General features: G+C 73.9%; 2 protein-coding genes. Both read left to right on the top strand.

The genetic code is table 11. The features are described 5' to 3' along the window. The first annotated feature begins 152 nt into the window (after positions 1–152). Positions 153–1187: a metallophosphoesterase family protein gene (locus tag AB8Z75_RS33675; RefSeq protein WP_369208748.1), complete on the top strand. Its 1035-nt coding sequence runs from the start codon at positions 153–155 to the stop codon at positions 1185–1187. Positions 1188–1520: 333 nt separating this feature from the next. Beyond that, positions 1521–2516 (top strand): hypothetical protein, encoded by a 996-nt coding sequence (locus tag AB8Z75_RS33670; RefSeq protein ID WP_369208746.1) that lies wholly within the window; start codon positions 1521–1523, stop codon positions 2514–2516. Positions 2517–2572: the final 56 nt, after the last annotated feature.

The raw sequence follows: 2572 nt of genomic DNA, 5'->3' as shown, positions 1-2572 counted from the left end.
GCCCCGGACTCACCGGCGCCCTCGCAGGCGGCAGAACCGCCCGCGGCCGGTTCTGCCGCCTGACGGGCCGCCAGGTTCCGGCAGGCCCCACCACCCGCAGCGACCCCCGCACGGCCCAGGACCCGGGGCCGGCCGAGGCCCCGCGCCCGACCGTGCCGCCGGACCCCCGCTCGGGCGCCGCAGCGGCACCGGCCGTGTCCGCGGTGGGGGGCGCGGAGGTCCGCGGTTCCGTCGAGGAGGGCGGGATGCCCGAGGAGTACACGCCGACCGCCCGGGACCTGCCGGTCGTCGGAGCGGCCGAAGCCGTGGAGACGGGCCCTGAGCCGACCATGGTGGACGTGCCCGCACCGGCCTCGTCCGAGAACGAGGGCGAGGGCCCGCTCTACGTCGTCGGCGACGTCCACGGATACCTGGAGGAACTGCGCGCGGCACTGCGCCAGTTCGGGATCATCGACACGGACAACCGGTGGATCGCCGGCAACGCCCGCCTGTGGTTCCTTGGCGACTTCACCGACCGCGGTCCCGACGGGATCGGCGTCATCGACCTCGTCATGCAGCTGTCCGCCGAGGCCGCCGCGGCGGGCGGCTACTGCAAGGCGCTGATGGGCAACCACGAACTGCTGCTGCTGGGCGCCAAACGGTTCGGCGACACCCCCGTCAACTCGGGCGCGGGCACGGCCTCCTTCCAGGCGGCCTGGCTCCTCAACGGGGGGCAGCGCACCGACATGGAGCGCCTGGCGGACCACCACGTGCAGTGGATCTCCCGGCTGGACGCCATGGCGCTGGCCGACAACCACCTGCTGGTCCACTCGGATGCCTCCGGCTACCTGGACCACGGCTCCACGATCGAGGACGTCAACGACGCCATCACCGAGGCTCTCCAGCGCAACGACGCGGAGGAGACCTGGGACCTGTTCCGCAAGTTCACCAAGCGCTTCGCCTTCCGCGAGGAGACCGCGGGCCCCGCCGCCGTGCGCGAGCTGCTGGACACCTTCGGCGGCACCCGCATCGTGCACGGGCACAGCCCGATCCCCTACCTGCTGGGCGAGGTCGACAGCGAGGACGGGGAGAGCGCGCCGGCCGTGACAGGGCCGCACGTCTACGCGGACGGGCTCGCCATCGCGATGGACGGCGGCGTGACGATGGGGGCCAAGCTCCTCATCGCGCAACTGCCTCTCGTGCAGTGAGCCGTCTCCCCCGCCCCCGCACAGGGCCCCGCCCGGCGCGCGGCCAGGGGGCGTGGGGAGAGTGCGCGGTGGTGCGGGTGTGTACGGCAGGGGCGCACGGCACACGGTTCGACACCCCTTGTGATTCGCGCGCCAATTCCCGGGCAGGAGTTTTCCCGAAGTGATCGGCTGGGGGGCGTCGCTGTAGCGGGTCAATTCCGGAAACTCTCTGTCACGGAGCGCGGCAACAGCTCTACCATCGGCGTTGCGTCAAGAAGTTCTCCGCTCGCTGACCAGACCTGCCCCGCCCCTCGACCGGCCACCTAGGCCCTACGCCCTACGGAGCATCGGGGGATGCACATGAACAGCGCTCCGCATCTGCTGCGTGAAGACCGGCCCGACTTCGAGCGGGTCCTCGACGAGGCACTGCGCACCGCTCACCGACGCCCCGACCTCGCGGCGATCGGCCGGCGGCTCAACGCCGACCAGCTGCGCACGATGGCGCTCAGCGCCGCCACGGCGATAGCCGCATGCGCCGAAGCCGAATACCAGCAGTTCGTACGCCTGCGCGAGGAACTGCGCCATTCCCACACCGCACCCTCCCGTCCGAGCGCCCGCACACCCGAGGGCCCGGACGCCGCGACCGCCTCCGGTGAGATCACCGAGGCGGGCGGCGGCACGGGCACCGAACTCCGGGAGCCCGGGCAGAGCGGCGGCGCGAGCGTGGGGGAGAGGCTGGTCGGCGCGATGGGCGGCGAGACCCTCGCGGAGGCGTCCGGTGCCGGCCTCGTGGCCATGGTCTCGGTGCTGGCCCCCGTGCTCGCGGCCACCGCAGCCGTCATCTTCCTGCTGCTGGGCTACTCGCTGCGGCTGCTCACCCCCGAGCCGTCGGTCGCCGGGCCGATCCGCGGCGTCGGCTGGATCTTCGCCGCGCTCGCCGCGGCCGGGATCGTGCTGGCGCTGGCGGGCCTGCTGCTGATGGCCCTGCGCAACGGGGCGAGTTCGGGCCGTGCGTCATCGGGTGGCGCGGGCGGCGCGGGAGACGGTCCCGGCGGCGGCAAGCTGGCCCAGGAGGTGGCGCTGGCGCGTACCGCCTGGCGCGAGGCGCTGCTCGAACACGGCATCCTGCCGTTCCTGCGGGATGCCCTGGCCGATCCGGACGGTGCCGAGCAGGCCCCCGCCGCGTTCGTGCCGCGCCCCAGCCGGCTCGGCTACTCGCACCCCGGGTTCTCCAGCCGCCCCTCGTCCGAGGCGCCGGCCGCCGCCGAGGAGACGCACGCGCGACCGCGCTTCAGCAGCCCGGACTACTCCAGCCCCGAGTACGGCGGCCCGGGCGCCCCGCCGGCCTGACCCTCACACGCCCCGGCCGCCGTACTCGGGGCTGGAGTAGTCCGGGCTGCTGAAGC

This window comes from Streptomyces sp. PU-14G, assembly GCF_041028275.1.
Taxonomy (GTDB): Bacteria; Actinomycetota; Actinomycetes; order Streptomycetales; family Streptomycetaceae; genus Streptomyces.
This window is presented reverse-complemented; position numbering and strand designations above follow the sequence as displayed.

Excerpts from the sequence above, each read along its gene's own strand:
- AB8Z75_RS33670 (WP_369208746.1), top strand. The coding sequence starts at position 1,521 with ATGCACATGAACAGCGCTCCGCATCTGCTGCGTGAAGACCGGCCCGAC.